Genomic DNA, 21,725 nt, shown 5'->3' with positions numbered 1-21,725 from the left:
GTGGCCGAACAAGAAACATTTGGCACTGTTATGAACCCGTTAGCTCTCCGGCAAGGGAATGAACTCTTCCTCGTCTCCCGGTACGATATCGAAACGACCGGTGCGCCATTCTTCCTTTGCCTTTTCGATGCGCTCCTTGGAAGACGATACGAAATTCCACCAGATATAGCGCTTCGAATTGAGCGCCGCACCACCAAAAAGCATCAAATGACAGTCTTTTTCGGACGCTTCCAGCGTTATGGCGTCGCCGGGACGAAATATCAGGAGTTGATCCTGCTCGAAACGATCGCCAGCGACGACGAGCGAGCCGGAGAGAATATAGACCGCGCGCTCCTCATGGCCCGCCGCAAAAGGAAACTTTGCGCCGGGCCGGAGCTGAAGATCGACATAAAGCGTGTCCGAAAACACCGTCACGGGCGAGGTGACGCCCTCGAAGCTGCCGATCACCACGCGCCCGGTTGCGCCACCGTCATTGATCAGCGGCAGGTCGGTCTTTTCCGTATGGGTAAAGGCCGGATCGATCTCTTCCTTGTCGTCGGGAAGCGCCAGCCAGGTCTGAAGCCCGGACATTGCCAGCGGATGGCCGCGCAGATTGTCCGGCGTGCGCTCCGAATGCACGATGCCGCGCCCGGCTGTCATCAGGTTGATATCGCCGGGACGGATGACCTTTTCCGTGCCGAGGCTGTCCATGTGGCGGATTTCACCGTCGAAAAGATAGGTGACGGTGGAGAGCCCGATATGCGGATGCGGCCGGACATCCAGCGCCTCGCCGGGACGCAGCACCGCCGGTCCCATGCGGTCGAAAAAGATGAATGGCCCGACGAGCCGCCGCCGGCTGCTCGGCAACGCGCGCCGCACGGAAAAGCCGCCAATATCGCTGGTGCGCGGAATGATGAGATGCTCGATCGCATCGCAGGCAAAGGCATCGCCAGGCTGCGGATCTTTTCCGGGAAAGAAGGACATGGCGGGCGCTCCATTCGGTTGAAGCGCAACCTACCGGGAATAGGCGGGAAACTCAAATTTTCCCACGCTTCGCCTCACTGCCCGTCCAGCGGCTCGGTGCCTTGTGGCTTGCCGGCGCGGTCGAGCCTGATCTTTTCGATCCGGTTCTCCGCCGCCGAGAGCAGCGTTTCGCAATGCTTCTTCAGCGCTTCGCCGCGCTCGTAGATGGCGATAGATTCGTCCAGTGCCACGTCGCCGCGTTCCAGGCGCGCAACGATGCTTTCGAGCTCCGCCACTGCCTTTTCAAAGGAATAGTCGGACACATCCAATTTGGCGCTTTCGCTCATCGTCAACCCTTCATCATGCGCAGAATATGCAGCCCGGCCGACTCGGCCAGACCTTCCAGATCATAGCCGCCTTCGAGCAGGCTGACGACCCGGTTCTTGGCGCTGCGATCGGCGGCCTCCAGAATCCGCCCGGTCGCCCAGTCGAAATCCTCGCCGGTGAGGTTCAGTTGCGCCAGCGGGTCGCGGTGATGGGCGTCGAAACCGGCGGAGATGATGATGAGGTCGGGGCGGAAATCATCGAGCGCCGGCAGCACGCGCGATTTGAACGCCTCGCGGAAATGATCGCCGCCGGTGTTCGGCGACAACGGCGCGTTGACGATGGTGTTATGCGCGCCTCGGTCGTCCTTCTTGCCGCTGCCGGGGTAGAGCGGCATCTGGTGGGTGGAACAGAAGAGCACGGACGGATCGTCCCAGAAGATGTCCTGCGTACCGTTGCCGTGATGCACGTCCCAATCGACGATGGCGACACGCTCGGCCCCATAGGCCTTTTGCGCATGGCGGGCGGCAATCGCGGCATTGTTGAAGAAACAGAAGCCCATGGCCTTGTTCTTCTCGGCATGGTGGCCGGGCGGTCGGGCCGCGACGAAGACATTGTCGGCGGCGCCTGAGAACACGTCATCGACCGCCGCCATCGCGCCACCGACGCCATGCATGATCGCCTGCAACGTCTTCGGGCTGGCATAGGTGTCGGCTTCGAGCTGGTTGATCTCACCCTCGTCGCCCTTGTCGGGCATCGAGCGCAGGACGAACTCCAGATGCTCCTCGGAATGGGCGAGCAGCATGGCATCCTCATGCGCGGGCGGCGCCTTGCGCCGGTCCAGCCGGTCGAAATTCGGATGCTCGAGCGCGATATTCAGCGACCGCAGCCGGTCCGGCCGCTCCGGATGACCCGGCGGGACGATGTGCTCAAGAAAGATCGGATGTTCGTAAAGACGTGTGCTCATGAAACCAATCTATAGGTGAGATATGACGGTGCTACTGCACATGGACTATATCACCGCAATGTCAACACAGCATGTTGCGCAGGCCGTGTTGACGGATTGGTCGAGACGAATACGTGCGATTGGGGAATTTTGGTGTTGCGACTGCGGCTTCCGCTGCCAACCGTCGCCCCGATGCAGGGCGCCGTTTGACCCTATCCCAGGGCCGATACGACACCCACGTCACGGACGATCAATGCGGTCGATCAGGATTTCGCATGGATGGTGTCTGCGAGTTCGCCGAAGGTCTTCGCCCCGGCTAGTTCATTGAGGGGGATATCCAGCTGCAACTTATCCAGTGTGGCAATGACGATCTCGGCCAGATCGAGCGAATTGATACCAGAGCGTCAAATGAATCGGTGCGTTGGACAGAGCCACCCAAGTCGGGAACGATTTGCTGGGCAGAGCGTTCGAGGGTGTCGAAAATCTGGTCTTTGGTCATGGTATCATCTCCAATTGCCTGTCTGTTTTCTCATAAAAACATATGCTTACTTGGAAATATAAGTAGCTTCATTTCCCGCGCACAACGTCTCAAGGAGTTGATTCTGCTTTATTTTTACGGCTCATGATTGTGGAGGTTGGGTCGCGTTCGGCGGAACGTCATCGGCGGAGATGGCCGCAAGCGCGATGCTTTTGCGCCTGCAAGACTGTCGTAAAGTCGTGCCAGAAGAGAGCTTCGGATCGGGTGCAGTCATCCCGATCAATTCCGCCGGCTCCCGTTTACTTCGCGGGGCGCAGTGTTAAGCTTTCCATCAGGTGCGGGGAGCGCCGGCCAAGGTCTTTTCGTGATGACAAGTGCAGAACGATCCGATGTCGTCGAGATGCGGGTAGCACCCCGCGATGTCGACAGGCATGGGCGGATGTTCATCGCCTCCTACATCTCGGAGGCGGAAACCGCCCTGTCGAATTTCTGGCGAACACGGCCGCTGGTCGACGACGAGCCGGCCTATATCGCCACCAAGGCCTCCTGCTCGCTGCATCGGGCGCTGCGCCATGACGATCTCGCCCGTTTTTCGGTCCGGGTCAGCAAGATCGGCGGCAAGTCCATCGGCTTCAAGATCATGGTCGAAACCGGTCAAGAGCTGGCCGCCGAGGTGGAGATCCTTTGGCTTGCTGTGCGCGGCGAGCAGTATGAGCCAGTCCCGCTGCCTGAAGACACCCGCGACTGGCTCTATAAGTATCTTGATTAAGGATCAGGTCCGCTGCGGCAGCAGCGGATAACCGGCCATGACGGCGCGGCCGACGAGAGCGGCGACCACTGCCTTGGCGAGATCGCCGGGCACGAAGGCCATCGACCCGAAGAATGCCTTGCCGAAGTCGATATTGGCCACGAGGGCCAGCCAGCCGATGCCAAAGGCATAGAGGACGATAACGCCACCGATCACCGAGGCTATAAAGAAGCCAATGCCCTGGGCGATGCCGGTCTGCTCGGCCTTGACCAATCGTTCGGAGAGATAGCCGGTGATGTAGGCGGCAAAGGTCCAGCCGATGAAGAAGCCGGCCGTCGGCCCTGCGAAGACGGAAAGCCCGCCACGACCGCCCGACAGTACCGGCAGGCCGATCGAGACCAGCACCACGACGATCAGCACCGCGATCGCGCCGCGTTTTGCGCCGAGCACCACGCCCGCCAGCATGACGCCGAGCGACTGCGCGGTGATCGGCACAGGAATGAGGCCGATCGAGATCGGCGGCAGCAGGCCGAGCGCCACGATGATGGCGGCAAAAAGCGCGGAGAGAACGAGGTCGCGGGTCGTCATGACGGCTCCATTCAAAAACAATCTCTGTTCAATGCCGCCGAATGCCGCGGGCGTCAATCGCAGCCGCGATATTATCGGCATCACGCAAGGTCAGGATGATCAGCGGCACGAGCGTCGTGGCGATGCGGATCTTGATCCCGCGCGCCTCATGCGCCTCGCGGATGGCGCGGTAGCGGTCGAGAATTTCAGGCACGAAGCGGACGACCAGGCCGACCGCAAGGCCGATATCGGCGGCCTTCAAAAGACCGAGCCTTTCGAGGGGAGCGGCAAGCGCAGTGATTTCGTCCATGAAGGCTGAGATCGAGGTCGTCGCCGTGACGGTCGCCGCGAACAGCACCAGCGCGACCAGCCGCAGCACGGTGACAACAGCGACATGGAGCGGATTGAAGATCAGGCCGAACAGCGCCACGACGGCGATGGAGAGAAGGACCGGCCGCAGCCGTCTCAACGCTTCGCCCGCCGGCAGGCCGGTGCGGAAGTAGAGGGCGGCGCCAATGATGATGGCGATAGCGAGCAGCGCAATGGAGTCGATCAGGAACAGGACGATGCCGAGCGCCGCCAATACGCCAAGCTTCAGACGCGGCGATATCCGGTGCATCCATGTGTCGGCGTCGACATGCAGTGTCTGCATCAGGCGGCCAGCTCCCTGTATCGGGTGATGGCTTCGGCAGGCGGTGCGTCGACGACAAGGCGGCCCTGATCGAACAGCAGCACGCGGTCGAAATCCTCGACCAGCGGCAGGTCATGGCTGATGACGATGACGCTTTCCGGCAGGCCGGCGATGGTTTTCTGCACCAGCGCCCGGTTCTTCAGGTCGAGCTGGTTGGTCGGCTCGTCGAGAATGAGGATATCAGGCCCGGTGACGAGCACGGAGCAGAGGGCGGCCATCTGCAACTCGCCGCCCGAAAGTTCGTGCGCCCGCCGTTCCGCCAGATGCCGCACGCCGAACCGGTCGAGAATGCCATCAACCGCCGTCTCGATGTCGGCTTTCCCAAGCCCGCGAGCCTTCAGGCCAAAGGCGATGTCGTCACGGATGATCGGCAGGATGATCTGGTTCTGCGGCGACTGGAAGATATAGCCGACCTTGCCGAGCACAGCTTTGGCATCACTGAGCGTGTCGAGTCCATCGACGGTGACGCGGCCGGCGGTCGGCTTCGTCAGCCCGTTGATCAGCCGCGCGAATGTCGTCTTGCCGGAACCGTTCAAGCCGATCACGCCGATGCGCTTTTCGCTGAGCGTCAGGCTGAGCGGCAGAAGGGCTGCCCGTGTGCCGAAATCGACGCCGGCATTGTCGAAGCGGATATCCAAGCGGCTGGTCCCATTCCGTGGTGGTGTTGCGGTCCTATAGCCCATCATGGCGAATTATCAAATCAGCGCCTATTTGAAAGCATGGGAATTTATGCCTATGATCTGGTCATGACGAATCTGCTTTCCAATCGCGACGCCCGCCGGGTCTTTCTCGCCAAGCAGGGGCTTTCAAATCCACCGAACCGCGCCTTGACCAAGGCGGGGTTGCTGCAACTCATCCACGATATCGGCTTCGTACAGGTCGACAGCATCGGCACCGTCGAGCGGGCGCATCATCAGATCCTGTTTTCGCGCAACCAGACTTACCGGCGCGAACATCTGACCGAGCTGCTCGAAAAGGACGGCGCGCTGTTCGAACACTGGACGCACGACGCCTCGATCCTGCCGAGCGCCTTCTTCGTTTATTGGAAACACCGGTTCCGCCGTGAGGAATTGGCGCTGGTCGAGCGCTGGCGCAAGTGGCGCGGTGAGGGGTTCGAGTCCGCCTTCGAGGAGACCTACGAGCGCGTGCTGAAGAATGGCGCCATCATGGCCCGCGAGATCAAGGCGGAGAACCATGTCTCCGGCGGCTGGTGGAACTGGCATCCGAACAAGACGGCGCTCGAATATTTCTGGCGCACCGGCAAATTCGCCATCGCCGGCCGCACGAACTTCCAGAAGGTCTACGATCTGGTCGAGCGCGTGCTGCCGGATCATGTCCATACACCGGAGGTCGGCCACGACGAATTCGTCGACTGGGCCTGCCGCGGAGCATTGCAGCGCCTGGGCTTCGCCACCTCGGGCGAAATCGCCGCCTTCTGGAACCTGGTGACGCCGCAGGAGGCGAAAGTCTGGGTGGAAGCGCATCGCGACGAACTCTCGGAAATGCTGATCGAGCCCGCGGGCGACGGCAAGCCACGCCCTTCTTTCGCCTTTGCCGATTTTTCTTCCACACTCGACAGCTTCCCCGAGGCTCCTGCCCGCATCCGCGTCCTCAGCCCCTTCGATCCGACACTACGCGACCGCAACCGCACCGAACGCCTCTTCGGTTTCTTCTATCGCATCGAAATCTTCGTGCCGGAGCCGAAGCGGGAATATGGTTATTACGTCTTCCCATTGCTGGAAGGAGACCGTCTGATTGGACGGATCGACATGAAAGCCGACCGCAAGGCGGGAACGCTTGATGTCAAACGCCTATGGTTGGAACCGGGCGTAAAGGCGTCTGCCGGCCGGCTGGAGAAGCTGGAGGCAGAACTGGAGCGCGTCGCGCGCTTTGCCGGGGTTGAGAAGGTGGTGTTTTTGGAGGGGTGGCGGGGTTAATTACCTCTCCCTTGAGGGGGAGGTCGCGCGGAGCGCGCGGGTGGGGGTGACCCTGGGCGTGGAGAGACATCACCCCACCCCAGAGCTATGCTCCGACCCTCCCCTTCGAGGGGAGGGTGGAAATCAACAAATCTCCGTCGCAGCGATCTTGATGCCGAACCCTTCGAGGCCGACATAGTGGCGTTCGCGGCTGGTGAGCAGCTTGATCGAGCTGACGCCAAGATCCTTGAGAATCTGTGCGCCGAGGCCGATTTCCAGCCATTCGCTGTCGCGTGCCTGCGCCTCGGCATGGCTTTCGCGCTCGGCCTGGCGTGCTTTACGGCCATTGTCGAAATGGCCGACGCCGACAGAGCCTTCGCGCAGATAGACGATGACCCCGCGGCCCTCGTCGGCGATCTTCTTCATGTAGAAATCGACCGGTCGGCGTTTGCCGAACAGGTCCTCGGCGACGCTTTCCGGATGCAGGCGGACAGGAATGTCGATGCCGTCGCGGATGTCGCCGAAGACGACGGCGAGGTGCTGCATCGTGTCCCAGGGCAGCGAATAGGTATGCGCGCGTGCCTTGCCGAACGGCGTGTCGATGTCGAAGCTGGTGCCGAGTTCGATCAGCGTTTCCTTGCGCTGGCGATAGGCGATGAGATCGGCGACGGAGACGAGCTTCAGCCCATGCTGCTCGGCGAATTCGACCACCTGCGGGCCGCGCGTCACCGTACCGTCGTCGTTGACAAGTTCGCTGATGACGCCGATCGGCGGTAGATTGGCAAGCCTGCAGAGGTCGACCGCAGCTTCCGTATGGCCCGAGCGCATCAGCACGCCGCCTTCGCGGGCGATCAGCGGGAAGATATGGCCGGGACGAACGAAATCGGTCGGGCCGACATTCGGATTGGCGAGGTTGCGCACCGTCAGCGTCCGGTCGTCGGCGGAAATGCCGGTGGTCGTGCCGTGCTTGAAGTCGACGGAGACGGTGAAGGCGGTCGTATGCGCCGAATCGTTTTCCGCCACCATGGCATTGAGGTTCAGGCGTTTGGCCTCCTCGCGCGGCATCGGCGTGCAGACGATGCCCGAGGTATGACGAACGATGAAGGCCATTTTTTCCGGCGTGCAATGAACGGCGGCGACGATCAGGTCGCCTTCGTTTTCGCGGTCATTGTCGTCCATGACGACGACGATTTCGCCTGCTTCGAAAGCCCTGATAGCATCGACAACACGCTTCTGGTCATAGGGCATGAGAAAGTCCTTATTTCAGCCGGCCTGTCTGGCCACGGTCTCTGAGGTAATGATCGGCAATGGCGCATGCAACCATCGCTTCGCCGATCGGCACGGCGCGGATGCCGACGCAGGGGTCATGGCGGCCCTTGGTACGGATATCGACATTCTTGCCGTCGGCGTCGATCGACTGGCGTTCGGTCAGGATCGAGGAGGTCGGCTTGATGGCGAAGCGGGCGACGATGGGTTCGCCGGTGGAAATGCCGCCCAGAATGCCGCCGGCATGGTTGGACAGGAAAATGCGATTGCCGTCATTGCCCATACGCATCTCGTCGGCATTTTCCTCGCCGGTCAGTTCGGCGGATGCAAAGCCTTCACCGATTTCGACGCCCTTGACGGCGTTGATCGACATCAGCATCGAGGCGATATCCTGGTCGAGCTTGGCATAGATCGGAGCGCCAAGGCCGGCGGGTACGCCCTCGGCGATGACCTCGACCACCGCGCCGATCGAGGAGCCTGCTTTGCGAATGCCGTCGAGATATTCCTCCCAGACCGGTACGATCGCTGGATCGGGGGCGAAGAACGGGTTCTGGTCGACCTGTGCCCAATCCCAGTTGGCGCGATTGATCTTGTGCTTGCCGATCTGCACCAGCGCGCCACGCACGGTGACGCCGGGCACGACGAGGCGGGCAATGCCGCCGGCAGCAACACGCGCCGCGGTCTCGCGGGCCGACGAACGCCCGCCGCCGCGATAGTCGCGAATGCCATACTTGACGTCATAGGTATAGTCGGCATGGCCGGGGCGATAGCTGCGGGCGATCTCGCCGTAATCCTTGGAACGCTGGTCGGTATTTTCGATCAGCATGGAGATCGGCGTGCCGGTCGAAATCATCGTCTCGCCGTCCTCGTCCAGCATCACGCCGGAGAGCACCTTGACGAGATCGTCCTCGCGCCGCTGCGTCACGAACCGCGACTGGCCGGGCTTGCGCTTGTCGAGCCAGGCCTGGATGTCTTCCAGCTTGAAGCGCAGGCCGGGAGGGCAGCCATCGACGACGCAGCCGAGCGCCGGCCCGTGGCTTTCGCCCCAGGTGGTGACGCGGAAGAGGTGACCGAAACTATTATGCGACATGGGAACAACCGGATTGCGGCGGCCCGGCGGCGGGCCGCGTCTTGTCTCTTGGAATTGCGGCACACTCATAGGCCAAAAAGCCGCCGAGGCAAATCTTTCTTTCCACAATGACGGCACAAGCATGAGGGGGTGAAAGCCCGCCAAGCACCTGATATGGTAAACAAAGATTAGGCCATGCTGTGGATTGTGACGATACATTCATCAATTGGGCGGCGAAAGCCATTGTTGCGGGCAACTTCCGCCATATTCAAAGTATTATCTATGTCAGATCAAAAATTGGCACTGAAATGGAATAAAAGGGTCCCTCTAATGCGCTTCTTTGTTGCGACGCTCCTGGCCACGGCAAGTTTTCTTGCCCCTGTTGCCGGTTTTGCCGAAAGCGCCGACGTCCAGTCCACGATCAAGAAGGTCGACGCGAAGAATTTCAGCATTACGTTGGATGACGGCAAGAACTATCAGGCGCCGGAGGATTTCGATTTCAGCGGCCTGAAACCCGGCGTCAAGGTCGACGTTTTTTACACCGAAGTCGACGGCAAGCGCGTCATCAACGATCTCGATATCGTTCAGTGAGAATTGACAGCCGCTAGCCGAACACGCGGCTGCTTCTAGATCCAGCCGATGATCTTCATCTGCGGATCGACCTTCAGGATACGATCCTGCGGGATCTCTGCCTCCGAGGCATATTCTTTCGATACATCGCCGACCAGCCGGAACAACGAACGGATGACGCCGCCATGGGTGACGCAGACGGTCGGCTTGTCGACGGATGCCAGCCATGAGCCGACGCGCCAGGAGAGAATCTCGTAGCTCTCCGCATCCTCGCCGGGCGGGATGAAATCCCATTTTCCGGCATTGCGCTCGGCAAGACGTTCGGCCTCGGTCGCCTTCAGTTCCTTGATAGTGAAGCCTTCCCAGGCACCGAAGGAGACTTCGACCAGCCGCTCGTCGGTGTGATAGTTCTTGGGCGGCAGGCCCATGGCTTCTCGCGCGATCTCCATGGTCTCGCGCGTGCGGCGCATTGGGCTCGCAACAAAGTCGAAGGGCTGGTTTTCGAAGGCGAGAATTTCGGCCAGTTCAAGGCCGTTCTGCCGCGCCTGCGCGCGACCGATGGCATTGAGGTCTATGTCCTTCTGGCCTTGCAGTCGGCGCTCGGCATTCCAGTCGGTCTGACCGTGGCGGATCACATAAAGGATAGGCGGCACGGTTCAGACTTCCTGTTGCTTCAGTCCTTGAGGACCGACATGTCGGGCGCATCCACAGCCTTCATGCCGACGGTGTGGTAACCGGAATCGACGTGATGAATTTCGCCTGTGACGGCGGTGGAGAGATCGGAGAGCAGGTAAAGTGCGGAATTGCCGACCTCATCGATCGTAACCCCACGCTTCAGCGGCGCATTATATTCGTTCCACTTCAGGATATAGCGGAAATCGCCGATGCCGGAAGCGGCCAGCGTCTTGATCGGGCCGGCCGAAATCGCATTGACGCGAATGCCGCGGCCGCCGAGATCGACGGCGAGATAGCGAACGCTCGCTTCGAGAGCGGCCTTGGCAACACCCATGACGTTGTAATGCGGCATGACCTTTTCCGCACCATAATAGGTGAGGGTGATCAGCGAGCCGCCGTCATTCATGATTCGCTCGGCGCGCTGGGCGACGGCGGTGAAGGAATAGACCGAGATGTCCATCGTGCGTGCGAAGTTATCGCGGCTGGTGTCGACGTAACGGCCGGTCAGTTCGTCCTTGTCGGAGAAGGCGATGGCATGCACGACGAAATCGATCTTGCCCCATTTCGCTTCCAGCGCGTCGATGACGGCGTCGATCGTCGCGGGTTCGGTGACGTCGCAATGGCCGGCCATGAAGGCGCCGAGTTCCTGAGCAAGCGGCTCGACGCGCTTCTTCAAAGCGTCGCCCTGCCAGGTCAATGCGATTTCGGCACCGGCGTCCGAACAGGCCTTGGCAATGCCCCACGCTATGGAACGGTTGTTTGCAACGCCGAGAATGACGCCGCGCTTGCCTGCCATGAGGCCAGTGGCTTGAGCCATATTATGCTCCCTTGAATTACAATTGAACCTGCCTATGGCATAGGCCGATCCCCTGTTCAAGCATTGTCAAGATCATCAACTGTTAGGGAGCGTAACAAAGGGTGCGGTTGTCACTGAAATTTCACAGAAAAAAGCCCTCGCGCATGCTGCGCATCAAATCCGTGACTTTGTCGTCCGGCTTTTCCCAGAGCATCAGGCGCAACTCCACCACCAGGTCGCCTTTTCCGCCCTGTCCGTCCGGAAGACCTTCGCCGGAGATTCGGATGACTTGATCCGAACCCGACCAGGCGGGAACCGTCAGTCGGACCTGACCGTTCAATCCCTCGACCTCCGTCTCATAACCGAGCACGGCATTTTCGATGGTGACCGGAAGCGTCGTGCGGACGTCGAAGCCGTCGAGTGTGAAGCGGCTGTCGGTGGAAAGATGGACGGTGATTGCCACATCGCCGCGCAGCATGCCCGGCAGTTTCAGTCCCTGATTCTTCAGGTGCAGGACTTGTCCGTTGCCGATATCCGTTGTCGCCTGGAAGCGTGCTTCCCGCCCTTCGGGGAGCGGAACGGTGATCCATTGTCCCTTGAGCATGTCGTCGAGCGTAATGGTCGCCTCGGCGGCGATCTCCGGCGTTTTCTCCGGAGGCTTGTCCTGCGCGACGCCGGTGATGCGGCGCACGAGCGAACCGAGGATACCTAAAGGGGAGCGCACGGCGCTCGAGCCGGTTCCCGTCGCAAGCTGTTCCTCTTCGACGAAAGCTTCGCCGTTCGTGTCGCGTTGCTTCGCAGTCTCCGTGGCGCTGGTATCGGCCGCAGCCTGGTTCTGTGCCATTTGCGCGGTCTTCACGCCAAAAATGCGCTCGACCATATCTTCCGGCGATTCGCTCGCGCCGGCGGCCTGCGGATTGGCGGTCGCAGCTGCCTGCGCCTTGCGGGCATTGGCGCGGGCGAGTTCTTCCATGATCTTTTCGGCGTTGGCACGCGCTGCCTTGGCGCGCTCCTCGGCTTCTCGCGCCGCCTGGCGCTGCTGCATAATGGTCTGCTCGCGGCTCTGCGCCTTGGCTTCGGCCATGTGCGCTACCTGATCGTAACGGCTCCGCTTCTGCGGATCCTTCAGCGTTTCGTATGCGCGGCCGATTTCGGCAAAGCGCTCCGTTGCGGTGGGATCGCCAATATTGTGGTCGGGATGGACAGCCTTCGCCAGGTTGCGCCACGCCGTCTTGATTTCGTCTGGTCCGGCATCCCTCTTAACGCCAAGTAGCTTGTACGGATCGCGCATCATCTCAACCACCGATTTGGACGGCGCCAGGTCTCGTTGGGGCGCCCAAAAGGAAACAATAGAATGGATCGCGCTCCCTCCGTGGTCCCCGGACGCGAAGAGGGTCAGCGCGCATGTGGTGTGATCCTGCGGGAACAGTTGCTAATCAGTTGTTACGTCTGGTGCGCCCTGCTCAGGCGATCTGCCGGAATGGTTAGCCGTTCGCTAAGCCTCGGCGCTGCCGGCCGGCGCGCATTGCATCGCGTCCACCGGTCCAGGGGGCACTTGATGGGAATAACGAGGAGAACGAAGTGGTCAGCCGGCCTGCTGGAAGCTCAGCAATTGCCATTCGCCCTGGCCGAGAAGGCAGGTCCTGCCGGAAAAATTGGCGATGCCCTGATAGGAATGCCGGGTGGTGCGGAACTGGCGGCAGACTTGGCCCGAGGCGCTGTTTTCGACGATCGTGTCGATGACGCCGGCGCTGCCCGTCGATGCATTTGCCCAGGGAACGGGCTGCCCATTGAGTTTGTGGAGATCCGCCGAGGTCACGGCATTACGCACGGTGGTCTCGTCTGAAACGCTGTCGGCGGTGACGGGAGCCGTCGGTATCGTGCCCGTGGCCACGCTTCGATCCACCTTCGCAGAACTCAGGATATCCATGCCGCCGCTGACACAGCCGCCAAGGGAGAAAAGGGAGAGAATGGCAACCGCCATCGCTGCGCCTTTTACAAGCTTGCGCTTTGTATGAACCGTCGACTTTGCTATGACTTCCACCCGAGTGTCTTGGCCAGCATCAGGGCTGGCGATTTTTAGGAATTGCGGAGCATTTGAGCTAATATGTCGGAAAACGAGTTAACAAGCGGTGACTTCACCGAACAGAATGAACCCTTCGCGCTTTTCGCCGCCTGGCTGCGCGAAGCAGAAGCCACTGAGCCGAATGATCCGAATGCGGTTGCCCTGGCAACGGTTGATAAGGATGGATTGCCGAATGTCCGCATGGTCCTTCTGAAAGGTTTCGATAGTCAGGGATTCGTATTCTATACAAATTTCGAGAGCCAGAAAGGCCAAGAAATTCTTTCCCAGAAGAAAGCGGCCATGTGCTTCCACTGGAAGTCGCTGCGACGGCAGGTACGGCTGCGCGGTCTGGTTGAGGTGGTGAGCGACAAGGAAGCCGACGAGTATTACAAGACGAGGGCTCGCGGCAGCCGCATCGGCGCCTGGGCTTCAAAACAGTCGCGCCCGCTTGAGGGCCGTTTTGCGCTGGAAAAGGCGGTCGCCGAATATACCGCGCGCTATGCCCTCGGCGACATTCCGCGCCCGCCGCATTGGTCTGGTTTCCGCATCAGGCCGCTGTCGATCGAATTCTGGCACGATCGTCCATTCCGTCTGCATGACCGCGTCGAATTCCGCCGCGAGGTGCCGGAAGGCGCCTGGGAAAAGGTGCGGATGTATCCGTAACCGATTATGCCGGCGCCCGGCGCCCCATCAGCCGCATGGGGATGCCGGAGGCAAGCGCCGAGGCGTAGCGTTCTTTCTGATAATGGCCGTTGAGAGATAGCCGGGGCAGGAGGGTGGTGGCGGCAGCATTTGCGGCAGCAATCGTCCCGGGCCGGGTCGTAACGCCGACCGCAAAGCCGAGCTCCGCCGCAAGCCGGGCCTCGCGCGGTGAGGCCGCTTCAGTCGTACCGTAAGGATAGGCGATTGCCGCCGGCCGTCGACCGATGATCTCGGCAACATAATCCGCCGACAGCGACATTTCCGCCGCCGCTTCCGCTTCAGGCAGCCGGGCAAGCGCCCGGTGGCTCACCGTATGGGCGCCGAGCGAGGCGAGCGGATACGCAGCAAGCCGCTTCAACTCCGTCCGGTCCATGATCGACGCGAGCACGAGATCGAGCGGCTCGATGCCGTTCTGGCGCGCAAGCGCGTCGATCCGGCCGACGGCTTCCGTCTCGTTGTGGCCATGAACATAGGCCGCGAAGCGTGCGAATACGGTTTGCCGTTGACTGGCTCTATTAAGAGCGAAGCTCTCCGCACCTGTACCGAAATCGAATGTCAGCCGGTCCAGCCGGTTAAGCAGCTCGGCCAGTGTTTCCCACCATAGGCTATGCGTCCGCTCAGACAGCCCCTGGGCGACAAAGACCGTGAAGGGGACTCCGTGGCGGGCAAAGACCGGTAGTGCATGGTCGAAATTGTCGCGATTGCCGTCATCAAGGGTGAAGGCTGCAAAGGGCTGCCTGTCACCCTTGCTTGCCATTCGCTCCGGTAGCGCATCGAGAGCGATGAAATCGTAGCCGTCCCGTTTCAACCGGGTCAGCGCGCGATCGAGGAATTCGGGTGAAATTTCCAGATGTGCGTTCGGCGCAAAGCGGTGGGGCTGCGGCGGACGGACATGATGCAGGGTGAAGATCACGCCGAGGCCGGCGGCGTCGCGCATCAGCCCGAGGCTTTTCAGAATTGTGGCGGTTTCCAGCCCGCCGGAGATCGCGGCGCGCTTGAGACGGTCTCTGATGGCCTGCTCCATGGGGATTGACCCGGTTGACGAAGACCCATGCTGTAGCCCGAGTGCCGTTAATCCTTGCTGAATCTGCGCCATATTTTCAATATGTTAACCGTTATTTTACCAGCAAAGGCAAAATTGGGAATCTCTTGAGGGTGTTGCCTCAATATCGCACCGAATATCAGGCTTCTGTCGCAAAAGCGCACAATGGGTTGACGCGGTGTATTGGCATTTGTTTCGTTTGGGGACGAATATGAAAAAATTTCTGATGGCCCTCTCTGCGGCCGTCGTGCTTCTGGGTGCGCCCGTCGCAAGCTTTGCGGGCAGCGCCTATTTCATCATGGATGCGAAGACAGGCGCGGTGCTTGCTTCGAGCAACGCCGATGATCTCAATCATCCGGCGTCGCTGACCAAGATGATGACGCTCTATATGACGTTCGAGGCAATTAATCGCGGCAAGCTGAGCTGGAACAGCAAGATACCGGTTTCGAGCAATGCCGCCGGCAAGCCCCCGACCAAACTCGGCCTGAAGCCCGGCGGTACTGTCACCGTGCGCGAGGCCGTCGACGGCATGATCATCAAGTCCGCCAACGATGCCGCCGCCGCGATGGCGGAAGCGCTGGGTGGCAGCGAAAGCGGCTTTGCCCGCCTGATGACGCAGAAGGCTCGCGAAATCGGCATGCGCCGCACCGTTTTCATGAACGCTTCGGGCCTGCCGAACATGCAGCAGGTGACCACCGCCCGGGATATGTCGACGCTGGCCGTCGCGCTCATCAACAATTACCCCCAGGAATACCGGCTGTTCTCGCAGACCGGCTTCACTTACCGCGGCCAGCGCGTTCGCGGCCACAACAATTTAATGTATCGCTATGAAGGCATGGACGGCATCAAGACCGGCTACACCAATGCGTCCGGCTTCAACCTTGTCAGCGCCGTGCGCCACGGCAATCGCCGCGTCATCGGCGTTGTCATGGGTGGCGCGACGGCCCGTGGCCGCGACGCGCTGATGGCTTCGCTTCTCGATCGCTACGTGCCAAAGGCCGCATCCAGCTCGACATCGCGCCTTGTGGCGAGCATCGGCGGCGGCAAGGTCAAGCAGGTCGAAGTGGCTTCCGCCTCGAACGATGTTGCCATGGAGGTCGACACGCAGACCACGGCAACGACCCGCAAGCGTACGGACACCGCTCCGGTATCCGCACCGCTCGCCTATGCGGCCGTCCCGAACGTTACCGTGCCGATGGATCGCCCGGTGGCAATGGATGAGATCCTGAATGCCGGCAAGCCGGCGACTGGCCGCTGGCAGGTGCAGATCGCCGCGACCCCGACCGCGCAGGCGGCCAAGGACCTGCTCTCCGCGGCCCAATCCAAAGCCGGCAATGCGCTCGCCAATGCCTCGCCCTATACCGAAGCCGTAGGCAAGGGCAGCGGAACCGTCTACCGCGCCCGTTTCGTCGGTTTCGGCAGCCGTGACGATGCGAATTCCGCCTGCGCCGCGCTGAAGCGCAACGATTTCGACTGCCTGCTTCTGCCGCACAAGAGCTGATCGAAAATCAAAATCTGGAACGATCGAGACGGCGGGGCGCAAGCTCCGCCGTCTCGACATTTGGGGAAGAATCGTTCACTGATGTCTGGAACATACAGGGAACGATATCGATGCTTTCCGACCTGATCCAGCAATTCGAAAAAGCCTCCGCCACTTACGCCGCTGCCAATGGCGTCGAGCGCGACGACGATTGGTTCGTGCTCAAACTGCAGGAAGAGGTGGGCGAGCTTACCCAGATCTGGAACAAGAAGACCGGCCGTGGCAGGCGTAAGGGCATGACGGATGAGGAGCTGGCGACCGCGCTGGCGGACGAAACGGCCGACGTGCTCGGCCATATCCTGCTCTTCGCCCACCGCAACGGTCTGGATCTAGCCGCCGCCGTGGAGCGGAAATGGCGCTTTCGTCCGGAGGAGGGGTGAGCGGCAGACAGGTCTTACGTCTTCGTCCCGCCGACCGTGACCTGATCCATCCTGAGATGCGGCTGGCCGACGCCGACGGGGACCCATTGACCGGCCTTGCCGCAATTGCCGATGCCGGTGTCGAGTTTCATGTCGTTACCGATCATCGAGACCCGCTTCATGGCGTCCGGGCCGTTGCCGATCAGCATGGCGCCCTTGATCGGCGCGCCGACCTTGCCGTTCTCGATCAGATAGGCCTCCGTGCAACCGAAGACGAACTTGCCGGAGGTGATATCCACCTGGCCGCCGCCGAAGGAAACGGCATAGACGCCCTTCTTTACCGAAGCGATGATTTCTTCCGGCGTCTTGTCGCCGCCGAGCATATAGGTGTTGGTCATGCGCGGCATCGGTGTGTGGGCATAGCCTTGGCGGCGACCGTTGCCGGTCGCCTTCATGCCCATCAAGCGGGCATTCTGCCGGTCCTGCATGTAGCCGACCAGCTTGCCATTCTCGATCAGGACATTGTAGGCCGAAGGTGTGCCTTCGTCGTCGACCGTGATCGAGCCGCGGCGGTTTTCGATCGTGCCGTCATCGACGACGGTGACGCCGGGCGCGGCGACCATCTGGCCCAAAAGTCCGGCAAAGGCCGAGGTCTTCTTGCGGTTGAAATCGCCTTCCAGCCCGTGGCCGACGGCTTCGTGCAGCATGACGCCCGGCCAGCCGGAGCCGAGAACGACATCCATCGTGCCGGCCGGCGCATCGATCGCTTCGAGATTGACGAGCGCCTGGCGCAGCGCCTCGTCGGCACCACGGCGCCAGTTCTCTTCCGTGACGAAATCGCCGAAGCCGACGCGGCCGCCGGTGCCGAAGGAGCCGGATTCCTGCCGGTCGCCATCGCCGACCATGACGGAGATGTTGATGCGGGTCATCGGCCTGATGTCACGGACGCGATGGCCGTCGGCGCGAAGAATATCGACCACCTGCCAGCTCGCGGCGACGGAGGCCGTCACCTGACGCACCTTGCCGTCCTTGTCGCGCAGATAGCTGTCGATCTGCTGCAGGAGCTTCGCCTTGTCCTCGAAGCTCGGCGCTCCGATCGGGTTCTCGTCGCTATAGAGCACTTTATTGGTGCGCTGGGGCGCCGCTGCATAGGAGCCGGCATAACCGGAGGTAACCGCACGCACCGCGTCGGCGGCGCGCTTCAGTGCCGCTTCCGAAAGATCGCCCGCATGAGCATAACCGACCGCTTCGCCGGCGACGGCGCGCAGGCCAAAACCCTGTTCGGTGTTGAAGCTGCCGCCCTTCATCCGCCCGTTGTCGAAGGTCAGCGATTCCGCCTGGACATGCTCGACGAAAAGCTCGCCGTCGTCGGCGCCGGCAAGCGCCTCTGCGACGATGGCGCGCAGCTTGGTTTCGTCGGCATCGAACAGGGTAAGCAGATCGGTATTCATGGGTCAGGTGCTCCGTTCAGAGCCGATGTAGGCGTCGCACGACGAGAGGGCAAGCCCTGCCGACTTACGGAAGCGCGTCGTAGCCGTCGGCAAAGCCCTTGAGGTCGACGGGAATGCCGATGCCTTCTTCCGGCGATTGGAAGACGATGAAGGTCGCCGTGGCACCGCTGCGCAGCGTCTTCAGCAATTCGTCCTCAAGCACCACTTCGGCATAGCAGCCGTCGGAGAAGCAGCGGACGAAATAGGCGCGGCCGATATCCTTGCCATCAATGTTGAGGCCAAGGCCGTTCGGCAGCAGAACGCCGAGCGGGGCGAGCACGCGCAGGATCTTCGATTTGCGATCAGCGGTCTTCAGCACGACGACCGAGAGGCCGACTTCCGGCCGGTCCTCGGCGATGACATTCTGCATCAGCGCGCACTGCTCGGTGGCGGCACCCGCCGGCTTGTCGCAGACCACGGACCATGCGCCATGGCTCGAGCGCACCGTACCCGGCGGTTGTGGAACCTGGGTGGTGGGGACTTGCTGGGTATGCGTCGGCGGCTGCTGACCCTGCTGCGGTTGCAACTGTTGGGCCTGCGGCGCCGGCTGTGCCTGTTGCGCTGAAACGGGCACGGCAACCGCGACAGCGATGCTGGCGGTGGCAAACCAAAGCCGCGCGAGGGAACGAAAACCCATGGAAACCTCTAGATTCGAATCAGTGCCGCTATTGTTGAAGCCCAGCCCGGCAAATGAAAAGCCCCGCCTGCTGAATTCCAATCGAGTGCGGCGGAAATACGACCTCCATCCTATTTTGTCACGGCGATACGATGGACCGTCATGCAATTTTTCGTATGATGATGAAATGCTTGTCATGTTTAGACGGGTCGGGGGAGTATATTTCGCGCAAAAATGCCGCACGGACAAATGTTGTGAGTTGTTGCGGTGTGCCCCAAACTGTGGTTTGAAGCGCAGAGGACTGTAGGGATACTGCGTTTGAGGTTGATCTGGGATCAAACGCTGGAGGGAGAGACATCGTGATTAAGAGGGCTTACGCAGCTCTGGCGGCTATCGCCTGTCTGCTTTTTGCGACCGGCAGCTATGCCGATCAGCCAAAACCATGGGAAACCGGTCTGCAGGAGGCGGCGACCGGCAACATGCATGAAATTCGCTGGTTCGAAGCATACACGCTTTGGTTTATCATTCCGGTTACATTGCTGGTGCTCGTCCTTCTGATCGTCGTCATGGTCAAGTTCCGGGCCTCCAAGAATCCGGTGCCCTCCAAGACGAGCCACAACACGGTGATCGAGGTGATCTGGACGGTGGGTCCGGTTCTCGTTCTCCTGTTCCTGGCCGTTCCGTCCTTTGAACTTCTGACCAAGCAGCTCACCTTTCCGCAGAATCCCGACGTGACCGTCAAGGCGACGGCGACGCAGTGGCAGTGGAACTACGAGTATGAAAACAGTGGAAATAACCCGCTGGCTTTCGATTCCTTCATGCTGAAGGAGCCCGATCGCGCGGCGGCCGGCAAGGAAGACAAGTCTAAATATCCGCGGCTTCTCGCCGTCGACAACGAGCTGGTGCTGCCCGTCAACAAGGTCGTGCGCGTTCTCGTCACCGCGGCACCCACGGATGTCATCCACTCCTTCGGCATGCCGTCCTTCGGGCTTAAGATCGACGCCGTTCCGGGCCGTCTGAACGAGACCTGGTTCAAGGCCGACCGTGAAGGTCTGTACTACGGCCAGTGTTCCGAGCTCTGCGGCAAGGACCATGCGTTCATGCCGATCGCCATCCGCATCGTCTCCCAAGATCAATACCAGCAGTGGCTGACCACCGCCGCCGGTGATCTGACCAAGGCGAACAAGGCCCTGATGGCCGCCGTCGATCAGCCGGCTACCGTCAATGTCGCTGAAAACGTCGCGAAGTAAGAGGGATTAGGGACAATGGCTGGATCCACGGCACACGACGATCACTCGCACGATCATCACGACGCCCACGCGCATGACGATCACCACTCTCACAAGCCCAGTTTCGCAAACCGCTGGCTTTTCTCGACGAACCATAAGGACATCGGCACTCTCTACCTGATCTTCGCGATCTTCGCCGGCCTTATCGGCTTCCTGCTGTCACTTGCCATCCGCATGGAATTGCAGGAACCCGGCATCCAGATCTTCAGCGGCCTGGCCTCCATGGTTTATGGCTATTCGGGCGATGCTTCCATCGATGGCGGCAAGCAGATGTATAACGTCTTCGTCACCGCCCATGCGCTGATCATGATCTTCTTCATGGTCATGCCGGCGATGATCGGCGGTTTCGCCAACTGGATGGTGCCGATCATGATCGGCGCGCCGGACATGGCGTTTCCGCGCCTGAACAACATCTCCTTCTGGCTGATCGTTCCGGCCTTCCTGCTCCTGATCCTGTCGATGTTCGTCGAAGGCCCGGCCGGTGCTTATGGCGCGGGCGGCGGCTGGACCATGTATCCGCCATTGTCAGGCATAGGTGGGCATCCGGGACCAGCGGTCGACCTGGTGATCTTCGCGCTGCATATCGCCGGCGCATCCTCGATCCTCGGCGCGATCAACTTCATCACCACGATCCTCAACATGCGCGCTCCGGGCATGACGCTGCACAAGATGCCGCTCTTTGCCTGGTCGGTGCTGATCACTGCCTTCCTGCTGCTCCTGTCGCTGCCGGTTCTGGCGGGCGCCATTACCATGGTGCTGACCGACCGTAACTTCGGCACGACCTTCTTCGCGCCTGAAGGCGGCGGCGATCCGATCCTTTACCAGCACCTGTTCTGGTTCTTCGGTCACCCGGAAGTCTACATCCTGATCCTGCCCGGCTTCGGCATGGTCAGCCACATCATCTCGACCTTCTCGCGCAAGCCGATCTTCGGCTATCTCGGCATGGCCTACGCCATGGTCGCGATCGGCGCTGTCGGCTTTGTCGTCTGGGCCCACCACATGTACACGGTCGGCCTGTCGCTCGACACGCAGCGTTACTTTGTCTTCGCGACGATGGTCATCGCCGTTCCGACCGGCGTGAAGATCTTCTCCTGGATCGCAACGATGTGGGGTGGCTCGATCGAGTTCCGCACGCCGATGATCTGGGCGATTGGCTTCATCTTCCTGTTCACGGTTGGTGGCGTCACCGGCGTGCAGCTCGCCAATGCCGGCCTCGACCGCGTATGGCACGACACCTATTACGTCGTGGCACACTTCCATTACGTGCTGTCGCTCGGCGCCGTCTTCGCCATCTTCGCCGCCTGGTACTACTGGTTCCCGAAGATGACCGGCTACATGTACAATGAGAAGATTGGCAACCTGCATTTCTGGGTCACCTTCATCGGCGTCAACATGGTGTTCTTCCCGCAGCACTTCCTCGGTCGTGCCGGCATGCCGCGCCGCTACATCGACTATCCGGATGCGTTCGCCGGCTGGAACTTCGTTTCCTCCATGGGCTCCTATGTCGCAGCCGTGGGTGTGGTCATCTTCCTTTATGGCGTTTATGACGCCTTCGCCAAGAAGCGCGTTGCCGGCGACAATCCTTGGGGCGAGGGCGCGACGACGCTCGAGTGGCAGCTGTCATCGCCGCCGCC

The 21,725-nt window shown here is 60.9% G+C and carries 24 protein-coding genes; 8 read left to right on the top strand and 16 right to left on the bottom strand.

Annotated features, from left to right (window positions below):
• Positions 1–39 precede the first annotated feature (39 nt).
• The 4 genes from PMI03_RS30385 to PMI03_RS32070 form a co-directional block, all read right to left on the bottom strand.
• The gene (locus PMI03_RS30385; protein WP_007703703.1) at positions 40–963 is read right to left on the bottom strand and encodes a pirin family protein; all 924 of its coding nucleotides are present in this window, start codon (positions 961–963) and stop codon (positions 40–42) included.
• A gap of 74 nt (positions 964–1,037) precedes the next feature.
• Positions 1,038–1,289, bottom strand: a complete 252-nt coding sequence (locus PMI03_RS30380) for an exodeoxyribonuclease VII small subunit (RefSeq protein ID WP_007703701.1) — start codon at positions 1,287–1,289, stop codon at positions 1,038–1,040.
• Between the two features lie 2 nt (positions 1,290–1,291).
• A complete protein-coding gene (locus tag PMI03_RS30375; protein WP_007703698.1) occupies positions 1,292–2,233 on the bottom strand; it encodes a histone deacetylase family protein in 942 nt (313 codons plus the stop codon).
• A 242-nt stretch (positions 2,234–2,475) separates the two neighbouring features.
• Entirely contained in the window at positions 2,476–2,607 is a 132-nt protein-coding gene (locus tag PMI03_RS32070) for a hypothetical protein (protein WP_161833884.1), read from the bottom strand.
• A 450-nt stretch (positions 2,608–3,057) separates the two neighbouring features.
• On the opposite strand from PMI03_RS32070, the gene PMI03_RS30370 reads away from it, so the two are divergent.
• Positions 3,058–3,459: a thioesterase family protein gene (locus PMI03_RS30370; RefSeq protein ID WP_012651048.1), complete on the top strand. Its 402-nt coding sequence runs from the start codon at positions 3,058–3,060 to the stop codon at positions 3,457–3,459.
• 3 nt (positions 3,460–3,462) lie between these two features.
• Here the strand turns inward: PMI03_RS30370 and PMI03_RS30365 are convergent, their stop codons facing one another.
• The 3 genes from PMI03_RS30365 to PMI03_RS30355 are packed head-to-tail and all read right to left on the bottom strand — an operon-like array spanning position 3,463 to position 5,334.
• The gene (locus PMI03_RS30365) at positions 3,463–4,026 is read right to left on the bottom strand and encodes a biotin transporter BioY (protein WP_007703675.1); all 564 of its coding nucleotides are present in this window, start codon (positions 4,024–4,026) and stop codon (positions 3,463–3,465) included.
• Between the two features lie 28 nt (positions 4,027–4,054).
• Positions 4,055–4,657: an energy-coupling factor transporter transmembrane protein EcfT gene (locus PMI03_RS30360; RefSeq protein ID WP_007703672.1), complete on the bottom strand. Its 603-nt coding sequence runs from the start codon at positions 4,655–4,657 to the stop codon at positions 4,055–4,057.
• Positions 4,657–5,334: an energy-coupling factor ABC transporter ATP-binding protein gene (locus tag PMI03_RS30355; RefSeq protein WP_007703668.1), complete on the bottom strand. Its 678-nt coding sequence runs from the start codon at positions 5,332–5,334 to the stop codon at positions 4,657–4,659. The genes PMI03_RS30360 and PMI03_RS30355 overlap by 1 nt, the downstream gene beginning before the upstream one ends.
• Positions 5,335–5,442: 108 nt before the next feature.
• Between PMI03_RS30355 and PMI03_RS30350 the strand changes: the two genes are divergently transcribed.
• Entirely contained in the window at positions 5,443–6,633 is a 1,191-nt protein-coding gene (locus PMI03_RS30350; protein ID WP_012651050.1) for a winged helix-turn-helix domain-containing protein, read from the top strand.
• A gap of 123 nt (positions 6,634–6,756) precedes the next feature.
• On the opposite strand, the gene ribB is transcribed toward PMI03_RS30350, so the two are convergent.
• Together ribB and aroC are read right to left on the bottom strand one after the other, a co-directional pair.
• The gene (ribB, locus tag PMI03_RS30345) at positions 6,757–7,860 is read right to left on the bottom strand and encodes a 3,4-dihydroxy-2-butanone-4-phosphate synthase (RefSeq protein WP_007703663.1); all 1,104 of its coding nucleotides are present in this window, start codon (positions 7,858–7,860) and stop codon (positions 6,757–6,759) included.
• Positions 7,861–7,870: 10 nt separating this feature from the next.
• Positions 7,871–8,968, bottom strand: coding sequence for a chorismate synthase (gene aroC, locus PMI03_RS30340; protein WP_034520542.1), 1,098 nt, complete (start codon positions 8,966–8,968; stop codon positions 7,871–7,873).
• 309 nt (positions 8,969–9,277) lie between these two features.
• Between aroC and PMI03_RS30335 the strand changes: the two genes are divergently transcribed.
• Positions 9,278–9,538, top strand: coding sequence for a DUF1344 domain-containing protein (locus PMI03_RS30335; RefSeq protein ID WP_007703658.1), 261 nt, complete (start codon positions 9,278–9,280; stop codon positions 9,536–9,538).
• 35 nt (positions 9,539–9,573) lie between these two features.
• On the opposite strand, the gene PMI03_RS30330 is transcribed toward PMI03_RS30335, so the two are convergent.
• The 4 genes from PMI03_RS30330 to PMI03_RS30315 all read right to left on the bottom strand — a co-directional run bounded on the left by PMI03_RS30330 (position 9,574) and on the right by PMI03_RS30315 (position 13,032).
• Entirely contained in the window at positions 9,574–10,170 is a 597-nt protein-coding gene (locus PMI03_RS30330) for a histidine phosphatase family protein (RefSeq protein ID WP_007703656.1), read from the bottom strand.
• Between the two features lie 20 nt (positions 10,171–10,190).
• The gene (gene fabI, locus PMI03_RS30325) at positions 10,191–11,009 is read right to left on the bottom strand and encodes an enoyl-ACP reductase FabI (RefSeq protein ID WP_007703652.1); all 819 of its coding nucleotides are present in this window, start codon (positions 11,007–11,009) and stop codon (positions 10,191–10,193) included.
• Positions 11,010–11,130: 121 nt separating this feature from the next.
• On the bottom strand, positions 11,131–12,279 hold the full coding sequence (locus tag PMI03_RS30320; protein WP_007703649.1) for a DnaJ C-terminal domain-containing protein: 1,149 nt from the start codon (positions 12,277–12,279) through the stop codon (positions 11,131–11,133).
• A 294-nt stretch (positions 12,280–12,573) separates the two neighbouring features.
• The gene (locus tag PMI03_RS30315) at positions 12,574–13,032 is read right to left on the bottom strand and encodes an RT0821/Lpp0805 family surface protein (protein ID WP_012651054.1); all 459 of its coding nucleotides are present in this window, start codon (positions 13,030–13,032) and stop codon (positions 12,574–12,576) included.
• A gap of 63 nt (positions 13,033–13,095) precedes the next feature.
• Between PMI03_RS30315 and pdxH the strand changes: the two genes are divergently transcribed.
• Positions 13,096–13,716, top strand: a complete 621-nt coding sequence (pdxH, locus tag PMI03_RS30310; protein WP_007703644.1) for a pyridoxamine 5'-phosphate oxidase — start codon at positions 13,096–13,098, stop codon at positions 13,714–13,716.
• A gap of 4 nt (positions 13,717–13,720) precedes the next feature.
• Here pdxH and PMI03_RS30305 read toward each other — a convergent pair whose 3' ends face one another.
• Positions 13,721–14,779, bottom strand: coding sequence for a polysaccharide deacetylase family protein (locus tag PMI03_RS30305; protein ID WP_007703641.1), 1,059 nt, complete (start codon positions 14,777–14,779; stop codon positions 13,721–13,723).
• Positions 14,780–15,008: 229 nt separating this feature from the next.
• On the opposite strand from PMI03_RS30305, the gene PMI03_RS30300 reads away from it, so the two are divergent.
• Together PMI03_RS30300 and PMI03_RS30295 are read left to right on the top strand one after the other, a co-directional pair.
• The gene (locus PMI03_RS30300; RefSeq protein WP_007703638.1) at positions 15,009–16,298 is read left to right on the top strand and encodes a D-alanyl-D-alanine carboxypeptidase family protein; all 1,290 of its coding nucleotides are present in this window, start codon (positions 15,009–15,011) and stop codon (positions 16,296–16,298) included.
• 110 nt (positions 16,299–16,408) lie between these two features.
• Positions 16,409–16,717, top strand: coding sequence for a hypothetical protein (locus PMI03_RS30295; RefSeq protein WP_007703634.1), 309 nt, complete (start codon positions 16,409–16,411; stop codon positions 16,715–16,717).
• A 14-nt stretch (positions 16,718–16,731) separates the two neighbouring features.
• Here the strand turns inward: PMI03_RS30295 and tldD are convergent, their stop codons facing one another.
• Both tldD and PMI03_RS30285 read right to left on the bottom strand, forming a co-directional pair.
• A complete protein-coding gene (gene tldD / locus PMI03_RS30290) occupies positions 16,732–18,147 on the bottom strand; it encodes a metalloprotease TldD (protein ID WP_007703631.1) in 1,416 nt (471 codons plus the stop codon).
• Between the two features lie 64 nt (positions 18,148–18,211).
• Complete coding sequence (locus PMI03_RS30285) at positions 18,212–18,823, bottom strand: invasion associated locus B family protein (protein WP_007703628.1); 612 nt, start codon at positions 18,821–18,823, stop codon at positions 18,212–18,214.
• Positions 18,824–19,161: 338 nt separating this feature from the next.
• Here PMI03_RS30285 and coxB point away from each other — a divergent pair, with 338 nt between their 5' ends.
• Both coxB and ctaD read left to right on the top strand, forming a co-directional pair.
• Positions 19,162–20,052: a cytochrome c oxidase subunit II gene (gene coxB, locus PMI03_RS30280; protein WP_007703623.1), complete on the top strand. Its 891-nt coding sequence runs from the start codon at positions 19,162–19,164 to the stop codon at positions 20,050–20,052.
• A 15-nt stretch (positions 20,053–20,067) separates the two neighbouring features.
• The coding region (gene ctaD / locus PMI03_RS30275) for a cytochrome c oxidase subunit I (RefSeq protein ID WP_007703618.1) at positions 20,068–21,725 on the top strand (1,658 nt) is incomplete at its 3' end.

Source organism: Rhizobium sp. AP16, from assembly GCF_000281735.1.
In the GTDB taxonomy this organism is placed as follows: Bacteria; Pseudomonadota; Alphaproteobacteria; order Rhizobiales; family Rhizobiaceae; genus Rhizobium; species Rhizobium rhizogenes.
The sequence above is the reverse complement of the archived record's forward strand: the minus strand, read 5'-3'. Positions and strand labels throughout refer to the sequence as shown.